Source organism: Saccharothrix coeruleofusca (assembly GCF_017876325.1).
Classification (GTDB): Bacteria; Actinomycetota; Actinomycetes; order Mycobacteriales; family Pseudonocardiaceae; genus Actinosynnema; species Actinosynnema coeruleofuscum.
In genome coordinates this window covers 2,016,306-2,038,440 of record NZ_JAGINV010000001.1, presented here as the reverse complement: position 1 = coordinate 2,038,440, position 22,135 = coordinate 2,016,306, and the positions used below count along the sequence as shown (strand labels likewise).

The following is a 22,135-nucleotide window of genomic DNA, read 5'->3' as shown; positions in this document are numbered from 1 at the left end:
TTGTCCATCAATATAGACAACCGAGTTGTCTTTGTCGAGTCGGTCGTACCCTTGGCCCATGTCCCGCTCCGGCGCCGATCTCGCCCTGCTCCTGCTCGGGGGCTTCCGCTGCCTGGTGGACGCGGCCCAGGCCGAGCTGGCCGACCGCGGCCACGGCGACGTCCGCCCCGTCCACGACTTCGCCATCCGGGCCATCGCCTCGGGCGCGGACAGCGCTTCCGAGCTTGGGCGGCGCATGGCGGTGTCGAAGCAGGCGGCGGCCAAGACGATCGCGGTGCTGCAGGAGCGCGGCTACGTGGCCCGCGAGGCCGACCCCGCCGACGCCCGCCGCAAGCGGCTCCGGGTGACCGATCGGGGGTTCGCCATGCTCCGGGAGGCCGAGGCCATCTTCGACGAGCTGCGCGAGCAGTGGGCGCGGCGGATCGGCGCGGACCAGCTCAAGGAGCTCGAAGCGCGGTTGACCGACCTGGTGGGCGCGACGCCCGTGCGCCTGGACACGCCGGGCTGGCTGGCGCGGGACCTGGGCGAGCCGGTCTGAGCGCTGGGCGCACCCGTGCCGACCGGGCGCGCCCAGCGCCGCTCTTACCCGCTGACCGACGCGGAGAAGTTGTTCACCGCCAGGCCCACGCCGCCGTTCCACGGCTCGAAGCCCGCCTGGATGCTCGTCAGGTACCAGGAGTTCGTGATCGCCCCGCGATCACGCACGTCGTTGATGAAGTCCAGCACGTTGAACGACCACGACGTGATCGGCGACGGCGCGACGTAGGAGATCACGTTGTTGCCCCCGTTGTTGCCCCGCCAGACCTCCCAGCCGCGGCCCGCGATGGTGGCGTTGCCCACCGCGCTGCCGATCGGCTGGATCGGGCCCTGCCGGTTGAACCAGATCATGATCTCCATCTGGTTCACCCCGTTGGTCTTCGGCGAGGGGTCGAGCCAGATGTCGTACGAGGCGTTGTAGGTGCCGCCCGCGAACCGGTAGTCGATCGAGGAGGTCGCGCTGCGGATGCGGCTGACCTGCATCGGCAGGTTCGTCCCCGGCGAGCAGTTGGCGTAGTGGCAGCCCGCGTACACCGACGGGTAGGAAAGCGGCGCGCCGTTGGTGGCCGCCGAGCCGTCCTGCTGGGTGATCTGGAACCCGGTCGAGGTGACGTTGATGCACTGGGTGGCGGAGCTGCCCCACCTGTTGTTCTGGACCACGTAGCGGCCCTGGATGGTGGTCGTGCCGTACTGCTGGCAGATCGTCGTGTCGGCTTGCGCCTGGCCCGTGCTGGCGGCGAGCGTGCCCGCGGTCAGCAGGCAGGCCAGCGCGAGGGAACGGACGGTGCTCTTCATCGAACTCCTCCCGAACGGTCCGCGGCGGCGGTGGTGGGGCGTTCTGGGAACGCTCCCACAACCAACCGGGTACCCGCCAGTGCGCATGCCGATGCCGATTCGGTCAGCCCGCTCCCGCGTCGGTGACGGTGCCGACGGCGGTGATCACACCGCCGCTGGGGGTGTGCACCGTGAAGTCCAGCCGAACCCGCTCGGCGGGCTCGGCCTCGGCGTCGGTCACCGTCGGCACGGCCACTTCCGCGCTCAGGCCGTCCCCCGCCATGAAGGCCAGCACCGTGCGCAGCTGCGTCGTGGACAGCGGTCGCGACGGCAGCGGCTCCTCGCCGGAGGCCTGCCTGCGGAACCACTCCGGGTCGACGTCCGCGGTGGACAGCTCGGGCCCGTCCGCCGGAGCCAGGGGCGCGCCCGAGAGCAGGACGGTGCTGTCGACCGCCTCGGACAGCGTCGCCCGCCACGTCAGCGGAGCCCCCTCGGCGGCCTCGGCCGGGGCGATGGTGATGGTCGGCTCCGGGTCGTCGTTGCGCACCGCGAGAGCGCCCGAGTGGCGGCCGACGACCGTGCCCCGGACGGCCTTCACCTGCACCCAGCGCCGCACGTCCCGGCTCCACCGGGTGTTGCCCGCCACCTGCAGCCCGACCTCGATCTCGCGCTGTCCCGGCTGGACGGCCACCAGCCGCTGGCTGTACTCCTGCCCCTGCTCGTTGACGAACAGCCGCACCAGGCCGGGACCGTCACCGGAGACGGCGACCGGGAACCGGACGGTCCGGGTGCCCGAGTCGCCCTCGTCGACGGTCAGCGCACCCACGTCGACCCGAGGCAGCGCCACCGGTCGCGGGTCCGGCAGACCGCGGTCCCAGCCGTGCGCGTCGATCAGCCACGCCCGCCCGGCGCCACCGCGCGGGACGAGCTCCAGCTCGGCGACGCGGTCGAGGTCGACGCCCTGCGCGGGCAGCGGGAGGCGGGCCTCCTGCGCCCAGTGGGCGGACAGCCGCTCGGTGGCGGGCAGCCCGTCCAGCGACACCTCCCCCAGCCGCGCGCGGCGACCGCTGGTGTCGGCGACGGCCACCTCGAAGCGGTTGCCCAGGCTGTTGGGCGGGACCACCAGCCGCAGCGCCAGCTCCCGCGCGCCCGCCAGCGAGACGGCCCGGCCGGGGCGCACGACCGCTGCTCGGCCCTCCTCGGACCACTTCAGCGCCACCGCGAACCGCCCCTGCTCCGACGGGGCGCCGGAGAACCGGTTGAAGTGCGGCGAGGTCAGCGGGTAGTCCTGGTCGCCGCACGAGGCGGCCGGGTCCGCCGTGACCTGCGCGCACACCCGCGCGTCGCCACCGGCGGTGGTCGCCTCGTCGGGCACGACGAACGCCGACCGCGCGCCGCCGACGGCGTGGCCGAGCACGCGCGCCGGATCGGCCGACGGGGCGCGCGCAGCCGAGCCGTCCAGCAGCGGCAGCACGCGCCGGTCACCCTCGACGAACAGGCGCGCCGCCGCCGCGATGTAGGTCGCGCCCGCGGTCTGCTGCTGCGCCGCGGTCAACCGGGTGGGGGTTCCCGGCGAGCACACCGCGTCGATGGGCGGGCTCGCGAAGTCGTCGTACGCCGGGGCTTGCGCCTGGCCGGGAGTCCACTCGGTGTTGAAGTAGTTGTGGTTCGCGCCGACGAAGTACAGCGCGCTGTGCAACGCGGTTCCACGGCTGACCCCGCGGGTCGCGTCCAGGTACATCTGGCCCTGCAGGTCGCTCACGTCGCCGTCGCAGCCGGGCAGGATCGTCACCGAGGGCACGTCCGGCGCCGGGTTGTGCCCGAAGACGGTCGGCCCGATCAGCAGGTCGCCCTTGATCTTCCAGCGCACCGGACCGTCGAAGCCGCTGCCGGGCGGTGGCGGGCTCAGGCTGTCGGTGGCCGCGCGGTTGACGCCCTCGCCGCCGCGCGAGTGGCCGATGAGGAAAACGTTGTCCATGTCGGCGGCGGGCGCGGCGCGGACGATGTCGGGAGCCGATCCCCGGTCCGCGCCCGCCCAGTCGGCCCACTTCGCCAGGTGCGCGCGGACCAGCGCCGACCGCGCTCCCGCTCCCGATTCGACGTCCCCGGCGTCCTGCGCGTTGATCCCGTTGGCCGAGATGGAGACGGTCACGTAGCCCTGCGAGGCGAGCAGTCGCTGCGCCTGGAGGTAGCCGCGGTGGCTGGGCACCGGCTCGGCCCCCTCCCGGCAGGGCCAGTTCAGCAGGATGCCGTCCGCGACACCGGGCTGGTAGCAGGTGAAGTGCCTGCCGTGCAGGAACAGCGCCAGCGGGCGCTTGCCTGGCGCCCCGCTCGGCGCCACCACCACGGCCCGCATCTCGACCGGCGTCGCGTACCCCGGGATGGCCATGGGAGCCAGCTCGTACTCCCCGGCGCGGGTCGGGAAGGGTCCGGGCAGGCCGGGGTCGACCTCGTTCGCGGGCAGCGGCGCCGGTGGCGCCGGTGGGGTCGAGCCCAGTGGGCGCGGCGGCTCCTCGGCGTCCAGCCGCCTGCCCGAGACGCGGACCTGGAGCCGGTCGGGATGGCCGACCTCCGGCGCGTCCAGGGTGTACGAGCGCAGGTCGGTGGAGGGGCGCGGTCGCCCGAGCAGCCGGTCGCCCTCCCAGAACTCGATCGCGGCGGCGCCGGGCGGGATCGGTTCGGGCGAGGTCCAGACCAGCCGCTGGCCCGCGATCGCCCACCCCGCGGGAGGCTGGTCGCCCTGCCGCGAAGCCGCTGCCGCCGGTGTGGCCAGACCCGCCACGAGCAGCGCGCAGACCAGTAATCGGGTCGGGTGCATGTGCCATCCCCTCGGATCGGCCGGTGTGGACCAGTTCTAGCGTCGTTCCGGATCGACCCGCAAGGCAGCGCGGGGCACGCCCGTTCCGCCGCAGCGCCTTCCGCGCACCGCGCCGCCCGGCGGCGGTGATCGCGCGGAGGTGGCCAGTGGGCGGGCGGGCGAAGTAGCGTTCGGCTGTGGCGGAGCGCAACGAGGTCATCGCCGAGCGGTACCGGCTCGTGGCCCCGGTGGGGCGCGGGGCCACCGGGGTCGTCTGGCAGGCGCGCGACGAGCGGTTGGGCCGGGTCGTCGCGATCAAGTTCCCCACCGCGCTGCCCACCGAGGGCGATCCGTCGCAAGCCCTGGAGCGGATCGCGCGGGAGGGGCGGATCGCCGCCCGGTTGCGGCACCCGCACGCGGTCACCGTGCACGACGTCGTGGAGCACGGCGGCAGGCCGTGCCTGGTGATGGAGTACCTGCCCTCGCGGACGCTGGCGGAACTGCTCGACGAGCGCGGGCCGCTGCCGGGGGAGCTGGTGGCGGGCGTGGGGTGGCAGGTGGCGGCGGCGTTGGCGGCGGCGCACGCGGCGGGCGTCGTGCACCGGGACGTCACGCCGTTCAACGTCCTGCTGGGCGACGACGGCACCGCGAAGATCGCCGATTTCGGCGTCGCCCGCGCGGTCGGCGAGGGCGCGGTGGCCGACACCCGTCCCGTCGTGGGCACGCCCGCGTTCCTCGCGCCGGAGGTGGTGGCGGGCCAAGAGGCGGTGTTCGCCTCCGACGTGTACTCCCTGGGCGCGACGCTGTACGCGGCGCTGGAGGGCCACCCGCCGTTCGGGACGGCGCAGGAGCCGCCGCCAGCGGAGGAAGGGGCGTCCCCCCTGGCGCAGGTGCTGCGGCAGCTCCTGCGGCGCGACCCCGCGCAGCGGCCCACCATGGCCGAGGCGCACGGGCTGCTGGACGCGGTCGTCGCGGGACGGCCGCTGCCCGGCTCGCCGCAGGCGGGCGACACGCGGGCGCTGCCCGCACCCCGCCGCGCGTCGTGGCGCGCGATCACCCTGGTGTCCGGAGCCGCGGTGCTGGCCGTCGGCGGGCTGGTCGTCGGCGGGCTGGTCGTCAACGGGCTGGTGGCCGGGAACTCCTCGCGCGGCGGCGACCCGTCCTCCGAGGCCCGACCAGCCCCGACCGACACCCCGAGCACCACGACGACCACCGCCACCGCCGTCTCGTCCGGTTGCACCGCGCGGTTCGAGATCACCAACTCCTGGCCGGGCGGCTACCAGGTCCAGGTGACCGTGCGCAACGCGGGCGAGCGCGCGCTCGACGCCTGGGCCGTGACCTGGCCCCAACCCGAGGGCCACACGATCAGCAACCTGTGGAACGGGGTCCTCACCGCGAACACCGGCACCGCCTCGGTGACGGTCACCAGCGCCGGTTACAACGCCGAGCTGCCCGTGGCGGGCTCCACCACGTTCGGCTTCACCGCCAACGGCCCGGCTACGCCCCGGCTGGACCTCACCTGCACCTCCGGCGACTGACCTCGAAGCCGCCCCCCAGGCGTCGGTGTTTCATCGGGCGTGGGCGGACCCGCGCCCGTATTGTCGCAACTGCCCGATCATGACCCGATCGGGCAGGGGCGGCACGCGCGGGGAGGACCAGTGCTCGACATCGGCGCGCTCACCTGGACCGTCACGATCGGCCTGATCCTGCTCCTGCTCGCGATCGACCTGGTGCTGGCGGCCGTCCGCCCGCACCGGGTGGGCTTCCGCGAGGCCACCGCCTGGTCGGTGTTCTACGTCCTGGTCGCGATCGGCTTCGGCGTCTGGTTCGCCGCGCGGTACGGCGGCGAATACGGCACCGAGTACTTCGCGGGCTACATCGTCGAGAAGAGCCTGTCGGTCGACAACCTGTTCGTCTTCGTCATCATCATGACCACGTTCGCCGTGCCCGAGGAGCACCAGCACAAGGTGCTCACCTTCGGCATCCTGCTGGCGCTGGTCATGCGCGCGATCTTCATCGCGCTCGGCGCCACCCTGCTGTCCCTGTTCTCCTTCATGTTCCTGCTGTTCGGGCTGCTGCTGATCTACACCGCCGTGCAGCTGTTCCGACACCGCGACGAGGACCCGGACGTCGAGGACAACGCCGTGGTCAAGACCGCACGCAGGGTGCTGCCGATCACCGAGGACTACGTGGGGGGCAAGCTCACCACGCGCGCCGACGGCCGCCGCGCGTTCACCCCGCTGTTCATCGTCCTGCTCGCCATCGGCAGCATCGACCTGCTCTTCGCGCTCGACTCCATCCCCGCGGTGTTCGGCGTGACCGAGCACCCCTTCATCGTCTTCGCCGCCAACGCCTTCGCCCTGCTGGGCCTGCGAGCCCTGTTCTTCCTGGTCAAGGGACTGCTCGACCGGCTGGTGCACCTGTCCACCGGGCTCTCGCTGATCCTGGCGTTCATCGGCGTCAAGCTCATCCTGCACTGGGCGCACGTCGACATCGACGCCCGCGTGCCGGAGATCCCCACCCCGCTCAGCCTCGGCGTGATCATCGGCATCCTCGCGGTCGTCACGGTGACCAGCCTGATCAAGACCCGGCGCGATCCCAGCGCCAAGGCGCACCCCGGCTCGCTGCGCGCGCACCGGAAGGCGTCCGACCGCGACCGGCCGGACGCCCGCTGAGCACGCGCCGTCAGCGGCGGCGCTTCTTCAGGTACGCCGCGAGCTCGTCGTAGGCGCCCGCGTCGTTGCCGTACAGGGCGTAGTTGCGGGCGGTCTCCATCCACTCGCCGATGCTGGGGCGCACCGACCTCGCCGCGTCCTGGAGGTGGCGCTGGGTGATCGGCTGGACCCGGCCCGAGGCCATGGACTCCTCCATCGCCGTCTCCGTCGCCTGCTCGCAGACCAGCGCCAGGTCGGCGCCGGACATGCCGTCGGTGCCCTTGGCGATCTTCGCCAGGTCCAGCCGCTCGGTGGGGCGGCCGCGCAGGTGCAGCCGCAGGATCGCCTCGCGGGCCTGCGCGTCGGGCGGCAGCACCAGCACCGTCCGGTCGAAGCGGCCGGGCCGCAGCAGCGCCGAGTCGATGTCCCACGGGTGGTTGCTCGCGGCCAGGACGAACAGGCCCTCGTTGTCGGTGCTCGCGCCGTCGAGCTCGGCCAGCATCTGGTTGACCACACCGCGCATCGACGACCCGCCGCGCAGCTGCGACCGCTTCTGCCCCAGTGCGTCCATCTCGTCGAAGAACAGCAGGCACGGCCGGTTGCGGCGGGCGGTGTCGAAGATGCTCCGCAGGTTGCGCTCGCTGCTGCCGATCCACATGTCCAGCACGTCGCTGAGGCCGATCTCGTAGAAGCTCGCGCCCAGCTCTCCGGCCAGCGCGCGGGCGATGAGGGTCTTGCCGCAGCCGGGCGGCCCCCACAGCAGCAGCCCGCCGCGCAGGGACTTGCCGAACTGCAGGCGCAGTTCGGGGTTGCGCAGCGGGGTGAGGAACGACATGTCCAGGCGCTTCTTCACCTCGGCCAGGCCGCCGATGTCCGCCAGCGTGATCCCGGCCTTGCCGAGCGTGCCGATGGCGGGCTCGGCGACGGCCTCGCTGTCGGTCCACCGCTGGAGGATCTCGTCGGCGGTGTCCGGGATGGCCGCCGCCACCGGAGCCGTCGGCGCCGGTGGCGGGGCGACCGGGGCCACCGGAGCGGTGGCGGGCGGGGCCGCCGGGTCCAGCGCGTCGGCGAGGCGGCCGTAAGAGGCCGCTTTCGCCTCGTCACCGGTCGCCCGTGCGGCGGCAGCGGCGGTGCGCAGCGCCCCGACGTGGTCCGGCACGGCCGCCAGGACGGCGGTCGCGTGGGTGAGGGCCCCGGCCGGGTCGCCCGCCGCCAGCAGCAGCTGCGCGACGTGGGCCCGCACCGGGTGGTTGTCGGGGTCCGCGGTCAGCGCGCCGAGCAGGGCCTCGATCACCGGATCATGCGTCACGCGGCGCACGGTACCCGATGCGGTCGCGTTGACCAGCCGGTTCCGCGTCTCTACGGTATGCCGGACGATTGCGGCGCTCGCCGGGGTGGGGAATGGACGAAACTTCTGCAGTTGCGGTGCGGCGCGGTCAGGCGCTGCTGGAGCTGGGCCGGGCCAAGGAGGCGGAGGGGCACTTCCGCACCGCGCTGGCCGCCTCCCCCGGCGACCCGGAGCTGCACACGCTGCTCGCCCAGTCGCTGCTGCGCCAGCAGCGCTACGGCGAGGCGCGCGACGCGAGCCGCGCGGCGCTCACCGCCGACCCCGAGGACGTGACGGCCCACTCCGCCCTCGCCGGGGCGCTGGCCGGGTTGAAGCTGCTGCCCGAAGCGCTGGAGGTGGTGCGGCGGGCCCTGGAGCTGGCCCCGCTGTCCGCCGGGCTGCACCTGCAGGAGGGCTACGTGCTGCTGGCGCAAGACCGGCCCGCCGAGGCGCTGGAAAGCGTCGGGCGGGCCCGCGCCCTCGCGCCGGAGGACGCCGACTGCGCGGCGCTGCGGGCGGCCGCGCTCTACGAGCTGCACCGGCTCGACGAAGCCGACGCCGCGGTGGCCGAGGCGCTGCGCCTGGACCCGCAGCACGTCGACGCCCACCGCATCCAGGGCCTGCTGGCGCTGCGCCGCGGCGGCGGCGAGTCCGCGATCCGCGCCCACCGCACCGCCCTGCGCCTGGACCCCACCGACTCGGGCGCCCGCGAGGGCCTGTCCGTCGCGCTCAAGTCCCGCAACCCGCTGTACGGGGCGCTGCTGCGGTACGGCTCGTGGCTGTCCTCGCTGCCCACCGGCACGCGCTGGCTGGTGCTGCTGGTGCCGTTCGTCCTGACCCGCCTGCTGCGCCCGTTCGACGGCCAGACGTGGGCCGAGGTGCTGATCGTCGTGGTCGTCGCGCTGGTCGTGCTGAGCTGGGCGCTGGAACCGCTGATGAACTGCGTCCTGCTGCTGGGCCGCGAGCGCCACCTGCTCAGCCGCCCGGCTCGGCTGGCGACCTACGGCTTCCTCGGCTTCGCCTCGGCGTCGATCGCGACCGTCGTGGTCGGCATGACCGCCGGTCCGCCCCGGCTGATGACCCTCGCCCTCGGCCTGGGGCTGTGGGCGATGGCCACCGGTTCCGCGCACACCGTCCGCGCGGACCTGCGCAAGGTGCCCGCGATCGGCGCGGCGGTGGCGGCGCTGCTGGCCGTCGTGGCGTTCGCGGCCACTGTGGCCGGTGCCGAGAGCGCGGGTCTGGTCGTGTCGCTGGTGCTGCTCGGCGGCATCGCCGCCACCTGGTTCACCGTCTTCGCCTAGCTCCGCCCGAAGTCACCCGTTCGGGCGGGCCGGTAGTGGTTACCGGCCCGCCGTCGAGCGTCGGGTGGTACTTGCCGACGGGTGGGGTCAGGGGGTGGCGGGCGGGGATTCGGGCAGGGGGCAGCGGCCCGCGGCCTCCCACCGCTGCTTCAGGTCGGCGGGGATGCTGAGGGTGGTGGACTGGCCGTCGGTGAGGGTGCGAACGCTGCCGCCGAGCAGCAGCGCGCCCGCGCGGTCGAGGATCGTGGTGGCCAGTGCGCTGCTGTCCTCGGTGCGCTCCAGCGCCCGCACCAGGCGGGTGCCCGCGCGCACCACGCCCGCCCACCCGCGCGCGGAGGGGACCTGCATCCAGTCCGCCACCTCCGGCTTGACGACCTGGCGCACCATGGCGGCCACGATGCCGTCGAACACCTTGCCGGGGAACAGGTTCTCGTACAGGTCGAGCAGGTGGCGGGTGAGCACCACGCCCTCCGGCGAGGGACCGTAGGCGGTCTCCACCAGCGCGGCGCTCAGCTCGCGCGCCTCTTCCAGGCTCTCCGGCACGGCCTCGACGGGGATGCCCAGCATGGCGCCCGCCACGCGCCAGACGTAGTAGTAGTCGGCGGCTTCGGCCTCGGTGACAGAGATGCCGATGCGGCGCATCCCCTCCACCACCTGGACGGAGAAGATCAGCAGCGCGCCGACCATGTCCTGCTGGCAGACCGGCACGCCGTCGGCGGCCACGTCCCAACGCCCCGACGTGGTCAGGAAGTGCCGCACGGCGGCGTGGATGAGCCGGGTCTTCTGGATGGTCGGCACGAACGACCCGCCGCTGCCGAAGGCGTCGCGGCCCATCATGTCCATGACGAACTGGGAGGTCTCCGACAACCGCCGGTGCGGCTGGTCCAGGCCGTGGGTCAGGCACAGCGCCCGCGCGCCGCGCGCGTGGGCGTAGCAGTTGACCATCGCGCCGAAGGTGAGCACCGATGCGACGTGCACGCCGTCGTCGACGAAGAACTCGTAGGCCCGCGCCACGCGGTCGTGGTCCACCCACTCCGGTGGGCTGTCGGTGGCGACGAGGAACTCCCGCACCACGTCGGGCAACCGCTCGGGGATGGGCTGGTCGTTGGCGCGGAAGTGCTCCAGCACCTCGTTGACGGCGCCGACCCGGCCGGTGGCGACCAGGTCGGCGATGACGGCGTCGGCGGGCGGGTCGCCCCGGAACTTCAGCGCTTCGACGGCGGCGGTGTCGATCATGGGCGACTCCCCTTCACTCGTGGGACTCCACCCCACACTCCGCCGATTCCCACCGCCAGAACACGATGTGGTGAATCCGCGCCCGAACGCCGCGAGCTCAGCGCTCGGGGGCCACCTCTTTCCGCATTCCCTTCGGCGACCGGGTGCGCCGCCACCACTTGTCGACCTCGACGACGGCGTAGGCCACGACGGCCAGCCCCACCACCGGCAGCCACGCGCTCCACCCGATGGGCGCGGTGTGGAACAGCGCGTTCATCACCGGCGTGTAGGTCAGCAGCAGTTGCAGCACGACGGTGACGGCGATGCCGATCAACAGCCACGGGTTGCGGCGCACGCCCACGCGCGGGCGCAGGTTCTCCAAGGAGCGGCAGTTGAACAGATAGGCGATCTGGGCCGCGACGAACACGTTGACCGCGACGGTGCGCGCCTGGTCGACCGGACCGTCGAAGAGGTGGAAGGCGGCGAACGACCCGGCCAGCAGCACCACGGAGACGAGCAGGACGCGCTGCGCCAGGCTCGCCGTGAGCAGGGGCAGCGACGGCGGCAGCGGTGGGCGGCGCATGACGTCGGGCTCGCGCGGTTCGAAGGCCAGCGTCAGCCCCAGCGCCACGGCGGTGGTCATGTTGATCCACAGGATCTGCACCGGCAGGATCGGCAGGGCGGTGCCCAGCAGGATGGCGGTGAGGATGACCAGGCCCTCGGCCATGTTGGTGGGCAGGGTCCAGATGATGAACTTGCGCAGGTTGTCGAAGACCGCCCGGCCCTCCTCCACCGCGGCGCGGATGGAGGAGAAGTTGTCGTCGGTCAGCACCATGTCGGCGGCTTGCTTGGCGACCTCGGTGCCGCCCCGGCCCATCGCGACGCCGATGTCGGCGCGGCGCAGGGCGGGGGCGTCGTTGACCCCGTCGCCGGTCATCGCCACCACGTGGCCGTCCGCCTGGAACCGCTTGACCAGCCGCAGCTTCTCCTCCGGCGAGACCCGCGCGTGCACGGCGCCGGGTGCGAGGGAGAAGTGCTCGGCGATGGCGCGGGCGGTGCCGAGGTGGTCGCCGGTGATCATGCGGACCTCGATGCCCGCCTCCTGGCAGGCCCGCACCGCTTCCAGCGCCTCGGGGCGCGGTGGGTCGTGCATCGCCTGCAGTCCCAGGAACACGGCCCCGCGCAGGGCTTCCTCGGTCAGCGGGGTGTCCTCGGGAACCTCGGCGCGGGCGAACGCGAGCACGCGCAGCCCCCGGCCCGCCAGCTCCTCGGCGTCGCGGTGGTCGGCGTCGCCGGTGAACTCGGCGATGCGCTCCACCGCCCCCTTGAGGTAGACCACGCCGCCGGTGTGGCGGGTCGCCATGAACCGCCGCTGCGAGGTGAAGGGCAGCTCGTCCACCCGCTCGGGCACGTCGTCGCGGCTGAGCCCGGCCTTGCGGGCGGAGACCACGAGCGCGGCTTCGGTGGGGTCGCCGACCGCGGTCCACCGGTCGTCCTGGCGGACCACGTCGGCGTCGTTGCACGCCAGCCCCGCCAGCAGGACCTCGCGCACGGCGGGGGGCGCGGACGGGTGCCGGGCCACCGGCGAGTAGCCGATGCCGTCGACCTCCCAGCGGTCGCCGCCCGCGACGACGTGGCGCACGGTCATGGCGTTGGTGGTGAGGGTGCCGGTCTTGTCGGTGCAGATGACGGTGGTGCTGCCCAGCGTCTCCACGGCGGGCAGCCTGCGGATGACGGCGTTGCGGCGGGCCATCCGCGCCACGCCGATCGCCAGCGTCACGGTGACCGCGGCGGGCAGGCCCTCGGGGATGGCGCCCACGGCCAGCGCGACGGCGGCGGTGACCATGTCCGCGAACGGCTCGCCGCGCAGCAGGCCGATGACCACGCTGAGCACCGCCAGGCCGAGGATGCCCGCCGTGAGCACCCGGCTGAACCTGGCCAGCTTGCGCGTCAGCGGCGTCCGCACGGTCGTGGTCGAGCCGACCAGCCGGTGCACGTGCCCGATCTCGGTGTCCGCGCCGGTCTCGACGACGACGCCGCGTCCGCCGCCGGTGGTCACCAGCGTGCCGGAGTAGGCCATGTCGGCGCGGTCGGCCAGCGCGGTGTCGTGCGGGACGGGCAGCGGGTTCTTGAGCACCGGCTGCGACTCGCCGGTCAGCGCCGACTCGTCGACGCGCAGCTCCCTGCTGCGCACCAGGCGCAGGTCGGCGGGCACCTGGTCGCCCTCCTCCAGCACCACCAGGTCGCCGGGCACCAGCTCGTCCGAGGCGACCCGCGCGGCCACGCCGTCGCGCACCACGGTGGCCTCGGTGCGGACCATCGCCTCCAGCGCGTCCAGCGCGCGTTCGGCCCTGACCTCCTGCAGGTAGCCGACGATCGCGTTGACCAGGACCACCGCCAGCACCACCGAGGCGTCCACGGTCTCGCCCAGCGCGAAGGTCAGCGCCGCCGCGCCCAGCAGCACGTAGATCAGCGGGTTGTGGAACTGCGCGAGCATCCGCCGCAGCCTGCCGGGGCCGCGGTGCTCGGGCAGCCGGTTGGGCCCCAGCTCGGCCAGCCGCCGGGCCGCCGCGGCGGCGGACAGGCCGGTGTCCGCGTCGGTCTCGGCCAGCAGCACGACCTCGTGCACCGGCATCCCGTGCGGCGCGGCTTCGCGCTCAGCCGTGGCCGACGGCACGACCGACCTCCGGGAAGCTGACGTCGACCACGCCCGCCACCGCGCCCGCGAGCACGGTGGCGACGTGCCGGTCCCGCTCGTCACCCAATGAGTCCACTATGGGCACATGACCGTCCACTGCGGACACCTCCCAGCGGTGCGGGTCGGCGTAGAGGCCCAGCCGGTACCGGACTTCCTTCTCCAAGGTGCGGTCGTCGCGGCTGATCGCCCGCAGCATGTCGCGCCGGGTGACCACGCCGACCAGTCGCCTGCCGTCCACCACGCAGGCGCTGCGCACCCCGTGGCGCAGCATCAACCGGGCCAGTTCGGCCACGTCCGTGCCCGGCGAAGCGCCGACGACCGGTTGGCTCATCACCTCGGCGACGGTCCGGCACGGCACCGGCCGCCCGCGCCACGGCTCCCGCCCCAGCAGCGAGCGCGGGTCCACCGGCAGCCGGTCGCGCAGCGCGTCGGCCTCGGTGACCACCCCGACCAGCGCGCCCCGGTCGTCGACCACCGGCAGGGTGGTGAACCCCCTGGCGGCCAGCAGTGCCGCCGCCTCGCGCGCCGAGGACTCGGGCGAGACGGTGACCACGTCGCGGGTCATCAGATCGCGGACCCTCATCGCCCGGCCTCCCGCGCGCTCTCCTGGGCGCTGTCCTGGGCGCTGTCCTGGGCACTGCCCTGGGCCGGTTCCCGCGCCACCCCGGCCGCGGTCGGGTCGTGGCGGGCATCGCCGGGCGGCAGCACGACGACCGGCACGGTCGCGTGCCGCACGCAGTGGCTGCTGGTGCTGCCCAGCACGACCTGGCGCAACCGGCTGCCGCTGTGCGAGGCCACCACCAGCATCGCCGCGTCGCGGGCCTGCTCCTCCAGCACCCGCGCCGCCAGGCCGCGCACGCACAGGCGCACGACCTGCGGCAGTTCCCGGCCCTCGGCCGCGACCGCGCGCAGCGCGTCGTCCACCAGCGCCTCCGAACGCGCGCGGGCCTCCTGCTCGCTGGTCATCGCCCAGTCGGCCAGCGGCTCGTAGGAGTAGGCGTTGACCACGTGCAGCGGCACCTGACGCCGCACCGCCTCGTCCACCGCCCAGCGCAGGGCGCGCTCACCCGCGGCGGTCCCGTCGATCCCGACCACGATCGGACCAGTGCTCACGACTCCACCTCGCTCGACTCGGACTTGGTCTCGGATTGGCGCAGCACGACCACGGGGCACGCCGCGTGGTGCACGCAGTGGGAGCTGACCGAACCCAGCAGCACCCGTCGGACGGGCCCGGCGCCGCGGCTGCCGACCACCAGCAGCGCGGCCTCCCGCGACGCCTCGACCAGCACGTCGCGGGCGTCGCCCTCGGTCAGGACCGGGCGCACGTCGCCCGCGACGTCGGCCACCAGGTCCGCCAGCACGGCCTGGGCCTGCCCGCGCAGCACCTCCCGGTCCAGCCCCGCCGCCACGGCCGCCGACATGGGCCCGATCACCACCGGGTAGTCCACGTGCCAGGCCAGGACCGCGTCGACCGCGACACCGCGCAGCCCGCCCTCCTCGACCGCCCACCGCAGCGCGGCCCGGCTGGCGGGCGATCCGTCCACGCCCACCACGATCCTGTCGTCCATCTCTTCTCCTCCTCGGCTGTTCTGCTCCCAGCGTCGCAGCGGACGACGACCAAGATCAGTGGCCGCGGTCCCGCCCGCGCGGGACTTTCGTCCCGGCCGGTCCGGGAACCGGGCTCAGGACTTCTTCCCCTCGCGCGGCCGGACGACGGCCAGGGGGCAGCGGGCGTGGTGGAGCAGGGACCGGCTGGTCGAGCCCAGCAGCATCCCGGCGAAACCGCCGAGGCCGTGGCTGCCCACCACCAGCAGCTGGGCACCTTCCGCGGCGCCCAGCAGCGCCTTGGCCGGGCGCTCGTGCAGCACCAGGCGGTTCACCGGGACGTCCGGGTACTTCTCCTGCCAGCCCGCCAGGCGCTCGGCCAGCACGCGCAGCTCCTCCTGCTCGACCTGCGACCAGTCCACGGTGAAGCGGGAGTGGTAGGCGCTGTCGACCAGGAAGTCGGTCCAGGCGATGACGGCGGTGAGCGGGGCGCCGCGCAACGACGCCTCCTCGAACGCGAAGGCGACCGCGTCCTCGCTGGTCGGCGAGCCGTCCACGCCGACGACGACCGGCCCATCGGCCGGGCTCTCGTCGCGGACCACGACCACCGGGCACTCGCCGTGCGCGGTGACCGCCACCGCCACGGAGCCGACGAGCAGGCTGGACAGGCCGGTGTGGCCGCGCGAGCCCAGGACGACCAGCCGGGCACCCCTGGATGCCGACACCAGTGCCGCGACGGGGTGGCCGACGGCCACCGAGGTCTCCACCGGCACGTCGGCGACGGCGCGGGCGGCGGCCGCGGCCTGCTCGACCCACTGCCCGCCCTGCTCCTCGAACGCCCGCTGCACCTCGCGGGCGGCCACGACGACTTCCGGGTAACCGCTGACCGGCAGCTGGTAGGCGTGCACGAGGCGGAGCGGCGCGCGGTGGCGGGCGGCTTGCTCCGCCGCCCACCGGGTGGCCGCCAACGCCGACGCCGAGCCGTCCACTCCAACCACGATCGGGGCACTCATCACAGGGTCCTCTCCATGTCCACCGCTGCCTGCCGCACTCGTGCGGGCAGCCCGCCGGTTGCCGTCCTCGGGTTCCGACGCTAGGCGGTCCGGGCGCGCTCGGCAGCGGTCCTCGGTCCCGGTCCGACAGGGTCCGATGGCCGGGGTGCGACCGGGCCGTGCCGTCGCACCCGGTCTGCTCGGGACCTTCGGCCGTGTGGCTTGCCCGGGTTCCGGCGGACAGTGGTTGACAGGGGTCCGAACAGGTGAAACGGGTGAACGGGATGACGAGTGCGACCGGGGTGCTGGGGCTCGACGAGGCGGAGGTGGCCGAGGTCGTCGCGACTGCGGCACCCGCCCCCGGCGCACGCGGCACGCGGTCGTGGTGGTTCCGCCTGGACGAGGACCGCATCGAGCTGCACGCCGACGCCGGGGACCGCGAACTGCGCCTGGCCTGCGGCACCGCGCTGTTCAACCTGCGCCTGGCGCTGCGCGGGCACGGCATCCGACCACTGGTCACCCTGCTGCCCGGAGCCGACGCGCCCGGCGCGCTGGCCACCGTCCGCCGAGGCGGCCGCCGCGAACTCGACGACGAGACCCGAGCGCTGATCGGGGCGACGGCGGGCGCGGTGGCGGACCGCGCTCCCCTGCTCGACACGCCCGTCCCCGCCGCGCACCGGCACGCCATGGTGCGCGCCGCCGAGCGGGAGCGCTCCTGGCTGCACGTCGTGACCGACCCCCGCGAACGCGCCCTGGTGCGGCGGCTGGTGGCCGAAGCGCACCCCACGCCCGATCACAACCCGCTGATCGCGGTGCTCTGCTCGTTCCACGACGAGCCCAGGGCCGAACTGCAGGCCGGTCAGGCGCTGCGGCGCGTGCTGCTGACAGCCGCAGGGCTCGACCTGTCCGCGACGGTCCTGCCGGGGGTGGCCGGGGTGCGCGAGGAGCTGCGCCGGGCGCTCGGCGGGGTGATCGTGCCGCAGGCCGTGCTGCGCGTCGGACCCGGCTCGCCGGTGCCCCGACGTGCCGGTGGGGCCGGTCCCACCAGGTGGTGAGACCGGCCCCACCGGGCCTGGGCCGTCAGAACCGGATGACCAGCCGCGCGGGCACCCGGCCGTCGAGCACCTCGGCGAAGGAGTCGTTGACCTCCTCCAGCTCGCGGGTCTGGGCCACCACCTCGGTGCGCCCGGCGGCGTGCAGCGCGAACACCTCGGCCAGGTCGGCGCGGGTGCCCACGATGGAGCCGACCACGCTGATGCCCTTGAGCACCACGTCGAACACCGGCAGCTCCAGCCTGCCGTCGGCGGGCAGGCCAACGCACACCAGCCTGCCGCCGCGCCGCAGCGACTCGAACGCCTGCCGGAAGCTGCGCGGCGAGGCCGCCGTGGCGATGGCCACGTCCGCCCCGCCCAGCGCCCGGATCTCGGCGACCGGGTCGCCCTCGGCCGCGTTGACGGTGTGGTCGGCTCCCAGCTCGCGGGCCAGCTCCAGCTTGGCCGCCTCCACGTCCACCGCCACGGTGAACCCGCCCGCGATCCGCGCGTACTGCAGCGCCAGGTGCCCCAGGCCGCCGATGCCGAACACCGCGACCCGCTCGGCCGAGCGCACCCCCGCGACCTTGACCGCCTTGTAGGTGGTGACACCGGCGCACGTCAGCGGGGCAGCGTCCACACTGGACACACCATCCGGCACGGGCACCACGTACCGCGCGTCCGCCAGGGTCTGCTCCGCGTAGCAGCCGTCCACCGAGTACCCGGTGTTGCGCTGCCGCTCGCACAGCGTCTCCCACCCCGACACGCAGTAGGAGCACTCGCCGCAGGCGCGCCCCAACCACGGGATCGCCACCCTCGTGCCGATCCGCGCGGGGTCGACACCCGCGCCGACCGCCTCGACCACACCGACGCCCTCGTGCCCCGGCACGAACGGCGGGCTCGGCTTGACCGGCCAGTCGCCGTTGGCGGCGTGGATGTCGGTGTGGCAGATGCCCGACGCCTCCAAGCGCACCCGGACCTGCCCCGCGCCGGGCTCCGGCACCGGCACCTCCCGGACCTCCAGCGGCGCGCCCAGTTGCGTGACGACTGCTTCCCTCACCGCGACTCCTCGTGATCAGCGCGATTCCACAACCGCGAATCCACAGCGGAGTCTGGTTCGGCGCGGCCACCCGGCGCCCCGGTCGGAAGTCCCGTGCCGACCGTTGCCTTGGACCCTGCCGCCCGCCCCGGCGGCGGCGCAGCCTGGGAGGTGGAGGTGCACCATGCCGCACATCGGCGCCACGCGGATCGACCACGTCACCGCGGCCGAGATCGCCCGCCTGCCCGAGCCCGCACAGCGCTACCTGAGGTTCACGCGCGTGCCCGGACAGCCGGTCGACCGGTCGTTCCAGGCCACCACGCACGGCTTCTTCCGCCTGCGCCCCGACCGGCGCTGGACCGCCTGCACCAGCGAGCAGCACAACAGCGCCGCGGACCTGACCCGCGACTACCGGATGCGGCTCAGGCTCGCCCACCTCGTCCCGGTGCGGGCCGAGGACGGCTACGCGGACGGCCACGGCCGGGTGCACGCCACCGCGCTGGGCCTGTTCACCGTCGCCGACGGCCACGGCCCCGAGTACGACCTCGGCGAGCTGGTCACCTTCCTGGCCGACGCCGTCCTGCTGGCCCCGTCGATGCTGCTGCGCCTGCCCGTCGAGTGGACCGCGGTGGACGAGCACGCCTTCGAGCTGACCCTGGCCGACCGCGGCAACTCGGTCACCGCGCGCGTCACCGTGGACGACCGGGGCGCACCCCGCGAGTTCACCACCGAGGACCGCTGGGCCGACCTGCCCGAGGGCCTGGTCAAGACCCGCTGGTCGGTCCAGGTCGACGGGTGGTGCCTGGTGGCGGGCCGGATGCGGCCACGGCGGGCCACCGCCGCGTGGCGGCTGCCCGACGGGCCGTTCGCCTACGCGCAGTTCGACTACACCGGCGCGGAGATCACCTACAACCCGTGATCCCGCGCTGCGGGCGCGGGGTGGCGGCGGGAGGATCGGCGGTGCCGCCCGCCGCCGCCCGGGACGTTGAGCGCGGCGCAGCAGGGTCTTTGGACCCTGTGCCGCGGCGGCGGTGTCGGCGAAGGTCGTTGGCAGGCGAAGAAGGAGTGGATTCAGTGGCGCGGGTGTTCCTGGTGGACGACCACGAGGTGGTCCGGGTGGGGGTCCGGGAGCTGCTCAACAGCGGCGAGGACCTCGAAGTCGTGGGCGAGGCCGCCTCGGTGGCCGAGGCGCTGGCCAGGGTGCCGGGCAGCGGCGCGGAGGTGGCGGTGCTGGACGTGCGGCTGCCCGACGGCAACGGCATCGAGCTGTGCCGGGAGCTGCGCTCGCGGATGCCGGAGCTGAAGTGCCTGATGCTGACCTCGTTCACCGACGACGAGGCCCTGTTCGACGCGATCATGGCCGGGGCCTCGGGTTTCGTGCTCAAGCGCATCCTCGGCAACGACCTGCAGAACGCGGTGCGCACGGTCGCCGCGGGCGGGTCGCTGCTGGACGCCCGCTCGACCGCGGCGCTGCTCAACCGCATCCGCCGGGAGCGGGAGGAGGGCGACCCGCTGCGCGCGCTCACCGAGCAGGAGCGCACCGTGTTCGACTACATCGGCGAGGGCCTGACCAACCGGCAGATCGCGGAGAAGATGTTCCTGGCCGAGAAGACGGTCAAGAACTACGTCTCGCACCTGCTGGCCAAGCTCGGCCTGGAACGCCGCACGCAGGCCGCGGTGCTGTCGACGAAGCTGCGCAGGGCGGGCGCGCCGAGCAACGAGGAGTAGCCCGGCGCCCGGTTCGCGGTGCCGCCCGATCGCCGGGTTCTCGGGTGGCCGGTCAGGGCAGGGGGACCTGCCAGGTGACGCGGGTGCCGCGGTCGTCCTGGCCGGGGCCCACCACGCAGGTGCCGTCGAGCTCGGCGGCGCGCCGCTCCAGGTTGCGCAGCCCGCTGCGGGCCACCGCGGCGGGCATCCCGACGCCGTTGTCCAGCACCGTGATCGTCAGCGCGTCGCCCGCTTCGACGGTGATCACGACCTCGGAGGCGCGGGCGTGCCGGACGGCGTTGGTGACCGCTTCCCGCACCACCGCCTCGGCGTGCTCGCCGATGTGCTCGGGCACCGAGTTGTCCACCGTGCCCGACATCCGCACGGTCGGCGTGACCGAGGCGTCCTCGGTCAGCTCAGAGACCAGGTCCAGCAGGCGGCGGCGCAGCCCCGGCGCGTCGTCGCTGCCCTGCAGGTCGAAGATCGAGGTGCGGATCTCCAGCACCGTCTCGTCCAGCTGCACCACCGCCTTCTGCACCCGCTCGCGCACCCTCGGGTCGCGGATGGAGGCCACCGCGCCCTGCAGGCTCATGCCGGTGGCGAACAGCCGCTGGATGACGTGGTCGTGCAGGTCGCGGGCGATCCGGTCGCGGTCCTCCAGCACGTCCACCAGCCGCCGCGCCCGCTGGTTCTCGGCGAACTCCAGCGCCACGGTCGCCTGGTCGGCGAACGAGGCCAGCATCGGCACCTGGTCCGCGCCGAACTGGGCCGCGCCCTTGTCCCTGGCCGCCAGCAGCACCCCGGTCACCGCGCTGCCCGCGCGCAGCGGCACCGCCACCGCGGGCCCCACGTCGGCCTGCACGTGCCCCAGCCTGCCCTCCAGGTCCTCGACCAGCATCGGCGTGCCCGAGTCAAGCACCTCCGCCACGACCGATCCGGTGCCGCCGAAGAACCCGCCGAGCATCCCCTCCACCTGCGCCCCCGCGCCCGCGGCCACCCGCAGCCGCGGCGCGTCCACGCCCTCGTTGAGCACGATCAGCGACATCGACGCCGAGGACAGCTCCCTGGTCCGCTGCGCGATCAGGTGCAGCGCGTCGTCGGGAGAGGCGCCGCCCAGCAGCTCGGAGTTGACCTCGGCGGTGGCCTCCAGCCAGCGCTCGCGCATCCGCGACCGCTCGAACAGCCGCGCGTTCTCCACCGCCACACCGGCGGCGGCGGCCAGCGCGCTCAGCACGACCTCGTCGTCGGCGGTGAAGTCGCCGCCGTCGATCTTCTCGGTCATGTAGAGGTTGCCGAACACCTCTTCGCGCACCCGCACCGGCACGCCCAGAAAGCTGTGCATCGGCGGGTGGTTGGGCGGGAAGCCCACCGACGCCGGGTGCTCGCTCAGGTCGTGCACCCGGATCGCCCTCGGGTCCTTGATCAGCAGCCCCAGCAGGCCCTTGCCCTGCGGCAGGTGCCCCATGTGCGAGCGGGTCTCCTGGTCGATGCCGACGTAGACGAACTGCGACAGGTCGTCCCTGGTGCCCAGCACGCCCAGCGCGCCGTAGCGCGCGCCCACCAGCTCCACCGCCGCCTGCACGATCCGCTGCAGCGTCGAGTCCAGCTCCAGCCCCGCGCCCACCGCCAGCACCGCGTCCAGCAGGCGCTGCATCTTGTCGCGGGTCGAGCCGATCTCGGTCAACCGCTCGCGCATCTCGTCGAGCAGCTCGTCCAGACGCAGACCACCCAGCAGGCGGCGCGGGGCATCATCTCCTTGGGCGACCATGATCCCAGCGTTGCACGAGCGCGCGGAACGGGCCAAGTCCACCACTCGGGCAGCGGCCACGCCGGGGTCCCAGCCGGACGTCCTCCCCGCGCGGGCCGCGTGGCGGTGGTCTTGCCCTGCGGGCCGTGGGGCCGCCGCGGTCGTCACACCAGCCGCCGCCAGGCCGGTTCGACCTCGCACCAGCCCTGCTCCCACCGACGCAGCCTGCGCCGGTCCAGCAGCAGGCGGACCACCAGGCACAGCAGCGCCAGCGCGGCGCACAGCGCCGTCCAGGCACCCGTCGCGGCGGCCACCGCGTCGACCACCGCGCCCCTCGCGGTCAGCGGCGCGGGCACCCCCGTCCCGCTCGCGTCGACCCAGACCGGCACGACGCTGCCCGCGAGGACGTCGTTGGCCACCGGGATCTCGTCGCGCCGCGTCGTGCCGTCGGGCAGTCGCCACTCGGCCAGCACGTTCGGCCCCACGACCAAGCCGCCGCCCCCCGCCGAGCTGGGCGCGTCGGCCAGCAGGACCGCGTCCACCTGCCTCCTGCCCAGCAGCTGATCACGAGACGCCGCCGACCGGTCGGCGTAGACCTCCGACCCGAGCGCGGCGGCGAACGGCACCCCGAGCACGGCCACCACGATCGCGCTCGCCAGCAGGACAGCCTCCAGCCGGTCGTCGGCGCGGGCCAGCGGGTTGCGCCAGTCGAACAAGCGGCGGGCCCACCGGGCAACCGGAGTCGCCGCCCGCGCGTTCACCTCCGCCATC

The 22,135-nt window shown here is 74.1% G+C and carries 19 protein-coding genes; 7 read left to right on the top strand and 12 right to left on the bottom strand.

Features of this window, described 5'->3' with window-relative positions:
• Positions 1 to 58: 58 nt before the first annotated feature.
• Positions 59 to 538 carry a MarR family winged helix-turn-helix transcriptional regulator gene (locus JOF41_RS09490; protein ID WP_189226349.1) on the top strand — a complete coding sequence of 160 codons (480 nt, stop codon included), beginning with the start codon at positions 59 to 61 and terminating at the stop codon, positions 536 to 538.
• Between the two features lie 44 nt (positions 539 to 582).
• Here JOF41_RS09490 and JOF41_RS09485 read toward each other — a convergent pair whose 3' ends face one another.
• Both JOF41_RS09485 and JOF41_RS09480 read right to left on the bottom strand, forming a co-directional pair.
• Positions 583 to 1,332: a GH12 family glycosyl hydrolase domain-containing protein gene (locus JOF41_RS09485; protein WP_209617886.1), complete on the bottom strand. Its 750-nt coding sequence runs from the start codon at positions 1,330 to 1,332 to the stop codon at positions 583 to 585.
• 103 nt (positions 1,333 to 1,435) lie between these two features.
• Complete coding sequence (locus tag JOF41_RS09480) at positions 1,436 to 4,129, bottom strand: alpha/beta hydrolase family protein (RefSeq protein WP_209617882.1); 2,694 nt, start codon at positions 4,127 to 4,129, stop codon at positions 1,436 to 1,438.
• Between the two features lie 176 nt (positions 4,130 to 4,305).
• On the opposite strand from JOF41_RS09480, the gene JOF41_RS38180 reads away from it, so the two are divergent.
• Both JOF41_RS38180 and JOF41_RS09470 read left to right on the top strand, forming a co-directional pair.
• Positions 4,306 to 5,646: a protein kinase domain-containing protein gene (locus tag JOF41_RS38180; protein WP_189226352.1), complete on the top strand. Its 1,341-nt coding sequence runs from the start codon at positions 4,306 to 4,308 to the stop codon at positions 5,644 to 5,646.
• A 120-nt stretch (positions 5,647 to 5,766) separates the two neighbouring features.
• Entirely contained in the window at positions 5,767 to 6,783 is a 1,017-nt protein-coding gene (locus tag JOF41_RS09470) for a TerC family protein (protein ID WP_209617880.1), read from the top strand.
• A 10-nt stretch (positions 6,784 to 6,793) separates the two neighbouring features.
• Here JOF41_RS09470 and JOF41_RS09465 read toward each other — a convergent pair whose 3' ends face one another.
• Positions 6,794 to 8,071, bottom strand: coding sequence for an AAA family ATPase (locus JOF41_RS09465; protein ID WP_209617877.1), 1,278 nt, complete (start codon positions 8,069 to 8,071; stop codon positions 6,794 to 6,796).
• 68 nt (positions 8,072 to 8,139) lie between these two features.
• On the opposite strand from JOF41_RS09465, the gene JOF41_RS09460 reads away from it, so the two are divergent.
• A complete protein-coding gene (locus JOF41_RS09460; RefSeq protein ID WP_372448477.1) occupies positions 8,140 to 9,390 on the top strand; it encodes a tetratricopeptide repeat protein in 1,251 nt (416 codons plus the stop codon).
• Positions 9,391 to 9,477: 87 nt separating this feature from the next.
• Here JOF41_RS09460 and JOF41_RS09455 read toward each other — a convergent pair whose 3' ends face one another.
• The 6 genes from JOF41_RS09455 to JOF41_RS09430 all read right to left on the bottom strand — a co-directional run bounded on the left by JOF41_RS09455 (position 9,478) and on the right by JOF41_RS09430 (position 15,861).
• On the bottom strand, positions 9,478 to 10,626 hold the full coding sequence (locus tag JOF41_RS09455) for an oxygenase MpaB family protein (protein ID WP_189226356.1): 1,149 nt from the start codon (positions 10,624 to 10,626) through the stop codon (positions 9,478 to 9,480).
• Between the two features lie 97 nt (positions 10,627 to 10,723).
• Positions 10,724 to 13,282 carry a cation-translocating P-type ATPase gene (locus JOF41_RS09450; protein ID WP_307867348.1) on the bottom strand — a complete coding sequence of 853 codons (2,559 nt, stop codon included), beginning with the start codon at positions 13,280 to 13,282 and terminating at the stop codon, positions 10,724 to 10,726.
• On the bottom strand, positions 13,263 to 13,886 hold the full coding sequence (locus JOF41_RS09445; RefSeq protein WP_209617872.1) for a CBS domain-containing protein: 624 nt from the start codon (positions 13,884 to 13,886) through the stop codon (positions 13,263 to 13,265). Before JOF41_RS09445 ends, JOF41_RS09450 begins: the two co-directional genes overlap by 20 nt.
• Entirely contained in the window at positions 13,883 to 14,416 is a 534-nt protein-coding gene (locus JOF41_RS09440) for a universal stress protein (protein WP_209617869.1), read from the bottom strand. Before JOF41_RS09440 ends, JOF41_RS09445 begins: the two co-directional genes overlap by 4 nt.
• Positions 14,413 to 14,871: a universal stress protein gene (locus JOF41_RS09435; protein WP_189226359.1), complete on the bottom strand. Its 459-nt coding sequence runs from the start codon at positions 14,869 to 14,871 to the stop codon at positions 14,413 to 14,415. Before JOF41_RS09435 ends, JOF41_RS09440 begins: the two co-directional genes overlap by 4 nt.
• Before the next feature lie 114 nt (positions 14,872 to 14,985).
• Positions 14,986 to 15,861 (bottom strand): universal stress protein, encoded by an 876-nt coding sequence (locus tag JOF41_RS09430; RefSeq protein WP_189226360.1) that lies wholly within the window; start codon positions 15,859 to 15,861, stop codon positions 14,986 to 14,988.
• Positions 15,862 to 16,124: 263 nt separating this feature from the next.
• On the opposite strand from JOF41_RS09430, the gene JOF41_RS09425 reads away from it, so the two are divergent.
• Positions 16,125 to 16,895 (top strand): nitroreductase family protein, encoded by a 771-nt coding sequence (locus tag JOF41_RS09425; protein ID WP_189226361.1) that lies wholly within the window; start codon positions 16,125 to 16,127, stop codon positions 16,893 to 16,895.
• A gap of 25 nt (positions 16,896 to 16,920) precedes the next feature.
• Here JOF41_RS09425 and JOF41_RS09420 read toward each other — a convergent pair whose 3' ends face one another.
• Positions 16,921 to 17,931 carry a zinc-dependent alcohol dehydrogenase gene (locus JOF41_RS09420; RefSeq protein ID WP_189226362.1) on the bottom strand — a complete coding sequence of 337 codons (1,011 nt, stop codon included), beginning with the start codon at positions 17,929 to 17,931 and terminating at the stop codon, positions 16,921 to 16,923.
• A gap of 163 nt (positions 17,932 to 18,094) precedes the next feature.
• On the opposite strand from JOF41_RS09420, the gene JOF41_RS09415 reads away from it, so the two are divergent.
• Positions 18,095 to 18,829 (top strand): DUF6544 family protein, encoded by a 735-nt coding sequence (locus JOF41_RS09415; RefSeq protein ID WP_209617866.1) that lies wholly within the window; start codon positions 18,095 to 18,097, stop codon positions 18,827 to 18,829.
• A 155-nt stretch (positions 18,830 to 18,984) separates the two neighbouring features.
• Positions 18,985 to 19,638 (top strand): response regulator transcription factor, encoded by a 654-nt coding sequence (locus JOF41_RS09410; RefSeq protein WP_189226364.1) that lies wholly within the window; start codon positions 18,985 to 18,987, stop codon positions 19,636 to 19,638.
• A gap of 52 nt (positions 19,639 to 19,690) precedes the next feature.
• Here the strand turns inward: JOF41_RS09410 and JOF41_RS09405 are convergent, their stop codons facing one another.
• Together JOF41_RS09405 and JOF41_RS09400 are read right to left on the bottom strand one after the other, a co-directional pair.
• Positions 19,691 to 21,385, bottom strand: coding sequence for a GAF domain-containing sensor histidine kinase (locus JOF41_RS09405; RefSeq protein WP_209617863.1), 1,695 nt, complete (start codon positions 21,383 to 21,385; stop codon positions 19,691 to 19,693).
• 143 nt (positions 21,386 to 21,528) lie between these two features.
• Positions 21,529 to 22,134: an Rv1733c family protein gene (locus JOF41_RS09400; RefSeq protein WP_209617861.1), complete on the bottom strand. Its 606-nt coding sequence runs from the start codon at positions 22,132 to 22,134 to the stop codon at positions 21,529 to 21,531.
• Between the last annotated feature and the right edge of the window lies 1 nt (position 22,135).

What these genes read in the sequence shown, in the direction of transcription:
- JOF41_RS09490 (WP_189226349.1), top strand. Translation starts at nt 59, where the DNA reads ATGTCCCGCTCCGGCGCCGATCTCGCCCTGCTCCTGCTCGGGGGCTTC.
- JOF41_RS09485 (WP_209617886.1), bottom strand. Translation starts at nt 1,332, where the DNA reads ATGAAGAGCACCGTCCGTTCCCTCGCGCTGGCCTGCCTGCTGACCGCG.
- JOF41_RS09480 (WP_209617882.1), bottom strand. Translation starts at nt 4,129, where the DNA reads ATGCACCCGACCCGATTACTGGTCTGCGCGCTGCTCGTGGCGGGTCTG.
- JOF41_RS09455 (WP_189226356.1), bottom strand. Translation starts at nt 10,626, where the DNA reads ATGATCGACACCGCCGCCGTCGAAGCGCTGAAGTTCCGGGGCGACCCG.
- JOF41_RS09445 (WP_209617872.1), bottom strand. Translation starts at nt 13,886, where the DNA reads ATGAGGGTCCGCGATCTGATGACCCGCGACGTGGTCACCGTCTCGCCC.
- JOF41_RS09435 (WP_189226359.1), bottom strand. Translation starts at nt 14,871, where the DNA reads ATGGACGACAGGATCGTGGTGGGCGTGGACGGATCGCCCGCCAGCCGG.
- JOF41_RS09430 (WP_189226360.1), bottom strand. Translation starts at nt 15,861, where the DNA reads ATGAGTGCCCCGATCGTGGTTGGAGTGGACGGCTCGGCGTCGGCGTTG.
- JOF41_RS09425 (WP_189226361.1), top strand. Translation starts at nt 16,125, where the DNA reads ATGACGAGTGCGACCGGGGTGCTGGGGCTCGACGAGGCGGAGGTGGCC.
- JOF41_RS09415 (WP_209617866.1), top strand. Translation starts at nt 18,095, where the DNA reads ATGCCGCACATCGGCGCCACGCGGATCGACCACGTCACCGCGGCCGAG.
- JOF41_RS09405 (WP_209617863.1), bottom strand. Translation starts at nt 21,385, where the DNA reads ATGGTCGCCCAAGGAGATGATGCCCCGCGCCGCCTGCTGGGTGGTCTG.
- JOF41_RS09400 (WP_209617861.1), bottom strand. Translation starts at nt 22,134, where the DNA reads ATGGCGGAGGTGAACGCGCGGGCGGCGACTCCGGTTGCCCGGTGGGCC.